This is a genomic window from Alterinioella sp., assembly GCF_058343375.1.
This window is the reverse complement of record NZ_JBTUJH010000011.1, coordinates 1-6,137: the sequence shown is the minus strand read 5'-3', so window position 1 is coordinate 6,137 and position 6,137 is coordinate 1. Positions and strand designations below refer to the sequence as shown.

The following is a 6,137-nucleotide window of genomic DNA, read 5'->3' as shown; positions in this document are numbered from 1 at the left end:
CGCAGGCCAAAGAGGCGGTCCGTGAACTCCTTGCCGTTATCCGTCAATATGGTGCGTATCCGCATTGGGCAGGCGCGCTCCAAATCACGCAGGAAGCGGCGCGCGTTCGCTGCCGTCTTGTTGTTGTAGATGCGGATAAAGTGGAGTTGGAGTTCCCCCGGTTTGATGGACACTTTTCACTTGATGAAGGAGAGTGTTTTTCATGCCGAGAACAAGGAACCCGTACCCGACGGAATTCAGGGATCAGTTGGTTGCGCTGGCGCGAGCTGGGCGTAGCGTTGAGAGTCTGGCGCGGGAGTATGAGCCCTGCGCTGCGACCATTCATGGCTGGGTCAAGCAAATTGAGATCGACGATGGTGATCGCAACGATGGCCTGACCAGCGAGGAGCGCTTAGAACTGCAGCGCCTTCGTCGAGAAGTCAGACAGCTCCGCCAGGAACGGGACTTACTGTCAAAGGCCGCGGCCTGGTTTGCACAACACGACGTGACATCGCGAAGGTCTTCAAGTTCATGACCGCGAACCAGGCCGAGTATTCGATCCAGACGATGTCACGCACGTTGGGTGTTTCCCGCAGCGGGTTCTATGCCTTTCATAGCCGTCCGCCTGGCCCCCGATTTGTTGAGGATGTTGCGCTGACCACGCGGATCGAAACCATCCATGAAGCTTCAAAGCAAACTTACGGCGCACCACGCATCCATGCAGAGCTGGCTGATGAAGGCGTCTTTGTGGGCCGCAAGCGTGTCGAGCGTCTGATGAAAGCCAAAGGCCTGAGGGGCGTCAGCCGTCGCAAGTTCGTTGTCACGACAGAGCGCGATCCACGCGTTCGGCCCGCCAGCGATCTGGTTGACCGAAACTTCTACGCAGATGCGCCAAATGTGCTGTGGGTCGCAGATATCACTTACGTGCCGACTTGGGCTGGCTTTTTGTATCTGGCGGTTGTTCTTGATGCCTTCAGTCGCCGGATCATTGGCTGGGCCATGGGAACCACGCAGAAGGCCCAGTTGGTGATCGACGCGGTGAATATGGCGATCACGCAGCGCAAACCATCAAATGTAATCCACCATTCGGATCAAGGATCGCAATACACATCCGTAGCTTTCGGTCTGCGCTGCAAGGAAATGGGTGTGCGACCGTCGATGGGATCTGTCGGGGATTGTTACGACAACGCCATGTGCGAGAGCTTCTTCGCCACCCTCGAATGTGAGCTGCTGGACCGCAGGAAGTTCAAAACCAAGGCCGAAGCACGTGTCGCTTGCTTCGAGTTCATCGAGGGCTGGTACAACCCCTCTCGTCGCCATTCGGCTTTGGGGTATAAGTCGCCAATCAACTACGAAAGGACCGCCACTGAAGGGCTGGAATCTCTAAGCCCATAACCGTCCATCAAACCGGGGGAACTCCAACTCCAATCGGCCATGAGCAGATGCTTAAGCCTGTGCCTAAGCCTCCTTGGTTGGGCTTAGGTGTCCGGTCGAAATGGGGGCCAGTTCATAGACCATCAAAAGATGGGACTAAACACCTAAACAATTAGGCTTTTCAAGGTGTGCGCCACAACCGTAATCTATCGCGGCATCGGGTTCTGCGCCTTGTTATAGGCGTGCCAATCGGTGATTTCGGGGTAATACATCGCCCGCCAGCGCCGCACACGCGGGTTCATCCGGGCCTGCCACAGCGGCGGGATCAGCGCCAGCAGGGTCATCACCGGATAGCCAAAGGGCAGTTGGGGGGCCTCGGCCTCGGAATAGTTCTGCAACAGCGGAAAGCGCCGGTTGGGTTTATAATGGTGGTCCGAATGGCGTTGCAGGTTGATCAGCAGCCAGTTCGAGGCCTTATGCGCCGCGTTCCAGCTGTGGCGCGGCTGGACATGTTCATAGCGCCCATCCCCCAGATATTTCCGGGTCAGCCCGTAATGTTCGACGTAATTCACCAATTCCAGTTGGAATACCGCCCAGAACGCCTGGGTGGCGAACAGAAAGAGGCCCCAGACCCCGCCGATGGACAGCGCCAGCAGGGCAAAGGCAAGTTCCAGCGCCCAATAGCGCCAGAACGGGTTGCTGGCATGCCACCAGGGCAGGCCCTTGCGCGCGAGCCTGGCCTTTTCGGCCCGGAAGGATGACCGCAGGCAGCCAATCAGCACGCGGGGAAAAAACCGGTGGAAGCCTTCATTATAGCGCGCGGTGACGGGATCGCGCGGGGTGCCGACATAGGAGTGGTGGACCAGCAGATGTTCCGACCGGAAATGGCCATACAGCACCATGCCCAGCAGGATATCGCCCAACCAGCGCTCCAGCCGGCTGGATTGATGCATCAGCTCGTGGCTGTAATTGATTCCGATCGTGCCCGAGGCCACGCCCATCACGGCAAATAGCGCCCATTGTTCAAGCAAGCTCAGATGCCCGCTTTGCGTGACGTAGATCAGCGTTCCGAAAATGGCGATGAATTGCAGCGGGGCCCAGATCAGCGTGATGGCGCGATACCAGAACAGTTGTGCATCGGGGGTTTCGGGATCCGCGTTTTCAAGGTTCAGCCCGGTCAGCGCGTCGAGAAAGCTGAACAGATACCAGGTGGCGGCAATTGGCAGGATCAGGGTCCAGCCGCCATAGATGGCCGCAATCGCCAGCATCGGCAACAGCCCCAGCGACATCCAGAAGGGCAGGGCGTTTTGGATTTTGGCGACCTGTGCGGCGGCGATCATGGCGGGCGGTTCCTTTGGCTTCTCAGGCGGCAGTGTCCCTTGTTTTCCGATAATGCTCAATCCTGATTGAATGCGCCTTGCGCGAGGTCAAATGCCTTGCGCATCAATGTCGGCAGATCGGCGGGGCGAAAATCCGTATCGGGCACAAACGCGCCTTGCGTTTCAACCGGCAGGCTGGCCAGCCTGAGCGACAGGCGCAGGTGAAAATGAGTGAATGTGTGGCGGACCTCAAGGTTTGGGTCATGCCAGGTGGCGGGCAGCGGCGGCGCGGGGGCCGGTGCCGCTTCGCCCCATTCGGTTGTCGGCCAGCCCAACATGCCGCCAAGCAAGCCCTTTTCGGGCCGCGTTTCAAGCAGCCATGCCCCATCGCTGCGCCGCGCCAGATAGGCGATGCCGTGGCGGATGGGTTTGGATTTTCTGGGGGTCTTGCGGGGCAGATCGGCAGCGATGCCTGTGGCGCGCCCCTTGCAGGGGTCACGCAGCGGGCAGATGCCACAGGCTGGATTGCGGGGGGTGCAGATCGTGGCCCCCAGATCCATCACCGCCTGCGCGTGGTCGCCGGGGCGATGCGCGGGCGTCAGCGCGCGCGCATGGGTTTTCAGCGTGGCTTTGGCGGCGGGCAGGGGCGTTGCGACCGCGAAAAGCCGGGCCATGACTCGTTCGACATTGCCGTCCATTACAGTCGCCCGCCGGTCAAAGGCAATCGCGGCAATGGCGGCGGCGGTATAGGGGCCGATACCGGGCAGGCGCAGCAATTCGGCTTCGGTATCGGGAAAGGCACCGCCGTGGTTCAAGACAACCGCCCGGGCGCATTTCAGCAGGTTACGGGCGCGCGCATAATAGCCAAGCCCGGCCCAGGCGGCCATGATCTCGGCATCATCGGCCCCGGCAAGATCCGTGACCGTCGGCCAGCGGGCGGTGAATTTGTGAAAATACCCGGTAACGGCGGCAACAGTGGTTTGTTGCAACATGACCTCGGACAACCAGATAAAATAGGGGTCGGGAACCCGCACGCCGCGATCCGCCGGCCCCACACGCCAGGGCATTTCGCGGGCATGGGCATCATACCAGGCCAGCAGAACAGGGCTTAAATCCTCGTCACGCAAAATTTATCCGCTCCGCTGTTATTGACGCATTGGTTCTGCCCTCACGGACGGGTAGATAAAGGATATCGAAAGGATATCCGATGTCTGCCGCCAAACGCACCATGCCCGTGACCCCCAAGCGCCGCAAGCGCGGGTTCGAGGCTGCGTCCAAGCTGGTGACCGGGCAATTGCGGCAACCGTTTGAGAAACGTGGTTTTGCCGAGACCAAACTGTTGACGCACTGGCCTGAAATTGTTGGCGAAGAAACGGCGAAATCCGCGATCCCGGTCAAGATCCGCCATTCCCGCGGCGGTGGGTTTGGCGCGACGCTGGTCTTGCTGACCACCGGCGGCCACGCCCTGACACTGGACATGCAAAAAGATGCGATCCGGCAGAAGGTGAACGCCTGCTACGGCTATAACGCGGTCAGCCGTATCCAGATCACCCAGACCGCGCCGGTAGGCTTTGACGAAGGCCATGTGCGGTTCGAGGTGAAACCAAAAGAACCGCCCCGGCCGACGCCCGAGATCCTGACCGCAGCTCGTGATGCCGCCGATCCGATTCAGGACAGCGACCTGAAACAGGCGCTGGAACGTCTGGCCCGCAACGTATTGACCAAGAACAGCCATTGAAAAGGAGAGGTTTGTGAACCGCAATCTACTAATATCGGGCCTTCTGGCCGCGATCATCGCCCTTGGCGGGAATTATTACCTGAATCAACACTCCTCAAGCCAGACCTGGCAGCCGCTTTTTGCCGCCAGCGCACAGCAGGTTGCGGAGGCCTCTGAACCAGAGGAAACCGAAGTCATCGAGATGGTGATGGGGGCCGAGGACGCACCGATCACGGTGATTGAATATGTGTCCTTTACCTGCCCGCATTGCGCCCGGTTCCACGAGGAAGTCTATCCCGATCTGATCGCCAATTATGTCGAACCGGGCCATGTGCGGTTCATCCTGCGCGAGATCTATTTCGACCGCTATGGCCTGTGGGCCGGCCTGGTCGCGCGCTGTGGCGGGCCGGAGCAGTATTTCGGCATTTCCGAGCTGCTGATGGAAGGGCAGCGCGATTGGGTTGACGGCGATCCGGGCGAGGTTGCGGCAAATCTGCGCCGGGTCGGGTTGTCGGCGGGTCTGAGCGACGATCAGCTGGATGTCTGCATGACCGATAGCGGGCATGCGGAAGCGCTGGTCACCCTTTCGGTTGCAGAAGCAGAGGCCGATCAGGTCACCGGCACCCCGAGCTTTGTCATCAACGGGGAGCTGTATTCCAACATGAACTACGCCGATTTTTCGGCGGTTCTGGACGAAATGCTGGAGAATGCCAGCTGATGCGCGCGCCGCTTGAGGGTGTCAAAGTCCTTGAGCTTGCCAGAATTCTGGCCGGTCCCTGGGCCGGTCAGACCTTGGCCGATCTGGGGGCCGAAGTGGTCAAGGTCGAAAGCCCCGAAGGCGATGACACCCGGGCCTGGGGGCCGCCATTCATTGAGCGTGAAGGCGACCGGTCAGCGGCCTATTTCCATTCCTGCAATCGCGGCAAAACCTCTGTTATCGCCGATTTTCGCACGCCTGAAGGGCAGGCAATGGTGCGCGAGATGGCGGCGGAATCCGATATTCTGATCGAAAACTTCAAGCTGGGTGGGCTGGCCAAATACGGGCTGGATTACGCCAGCCTGGCCAAGCTCAACCCGCGCCTCATCTATTGTTCCATCACCGGGTTCGGTCAGACCGGGCCTTATGCCCACCGGGCCGGATATGATTTCATCATTCAAGGCATGTCCGGCATCATGTCGGTGACCGGGGATCCGGACGGACAGCCGCAAAAGATGGGCGTCGCCGTTACCGATATCCTGACCGGGCTTTACAGCGTCAACGCGATACTGGCGGCGCTGCTTCAGCGCGGCCAAACCGGCAGGGGCCAGCATATCGACATGGCATTGCTGGATGTGGCGACCGCGACCATGGCCAATCAGGCGATGAATTATCTGGTGACCGGCAAGGCACCTGCGCGGATCGGGAACGCGCATCAGAATCTGGCACCGTATCAGGTGTTCGACTGCGCCGATGGCTGGATCATCATCGCCACCGGAAATGATGCGCAATACCGCCGTCTGTGCCATTTGCTGGGGCTGGCGGATATGGCCGATGACCCCGATTACCGGAGCAATGCCGACCGCATCGCGCATCGCGACGAGATGACAAGACGCCTGAGCGGGGCCACGATAGGGCGTGCCAAGGCCGATCTTCTGGCCGCCTGCGAGGCCGAAGGCGTGCCGGCCGGGCCGATCAATGATCTGGCGGAGGTCTTTGCCGACCCCCAGGTGCAGGCGCGCGGCATGCAGATTGCGCCGGGCGGGGTGCC

Annotated in this window: 6 protein-coding genes and 1 pseudogene; 4 read left to right on the top strand and 3 right to left on the bottom strand. The window is 60.2% G+C overall.

Features of this window, described 5'->3' with window-relative positions; genetic code table 11:
• Positions 1-125: pseudogene (locus ACW8PS_RS01985) on the bottom strand (IS481 family transposase); the annotation flags it as partial.
• A 77-nt stretch (positions 126-202) separates the two neighbouring features.
• Here ACW8PS_RS01985 and ACW8PS_RS01980 point away from each other — a divergent pair.
• Positions 203-1,374 (top strand): IS3 family transposase gene (locus tag ACW8PS_RS01980; protein WP_491525581.1). Its coding sequence is split into 2 segments (ribosomal slippage): positions 203-452 and positions 452-1,374, totalling 1,173 coding nucleotides; the frame shifts between segments, so codons are not numbered across the junction.
• A 185-nt stretch (positions 1,375-1,559) separates the two neighbouring features.
• Here ACW8PS_RS01980 and ACW8PS_RS01975 read toward each other — a convergent pair.
• Together ACW8PS_RS01975 and mutY are read right to left on the bottom strand one after the other, a co-directional pair.
• Complete coding sequence (locus ACW8PS_RS01975; protein ID WP_491525580.1) at positions 1,560-2,693, bottom strand: alkane 1-monooxygenase; 1,134 nt, start codon at positions 2,691-2,693, stop codon at positions 1,560-1,562.
• 56 nt (positions 2,694-2,749) lie between these two features.
• A complete protein-coding gene (mutY, locus tag ACW8PS_RS01970; RefSeq protein WP_491525579.1) occupies positions 2,750-3,799 on the bottom strand; it encodes an A/G-specific adenine glycosylase in 1,050 nt (349 codons plus the stop codon).
• An 80-nt stretch (positions 3,800-3,879) separates the two neighbouring features.
• Between mutY and ACW8PS_RS01965 the strand changes: the two genes are divergently transcribed.
• The 3 genes from ACW8PS_RS01965 to ACW8PS_RS01955 form a co-directional block, all read left to right on the top strand.
• Positions 3,880-4,410, top strand: a complete 531-nt coding sequence (locus tag ACW8PS_RS01965; protein WP_491525578.1) for a DUF721 domain-containing protein — start codon at positions 3,880-3,882, stop codon at positions 4,408-4,410.
• Positions 4,411-4,423: 13 nt separating this feature from the next.
• Positions 4,424-5,107, top strand: a complete 684-nt coding sequence (locus ACW8PS_RS01960) for a DsbA family protein (protein ID WP_491525577.1) — start codon at positions 4,424-4,426, stop codon at positions 5,105-5,107.
• The coding region (locus ACW8PS_RS01955; protein WP_491525576.1) for a CaiB/BaiF CoA transferase family protein at positions 5,107-6,137 on the top strand (1,031 nt) is incomplete at its 3' end. The genes ACW8PS_RS01960 and ACW8PS_RS01955, both read left to right, overlap by 1 nt.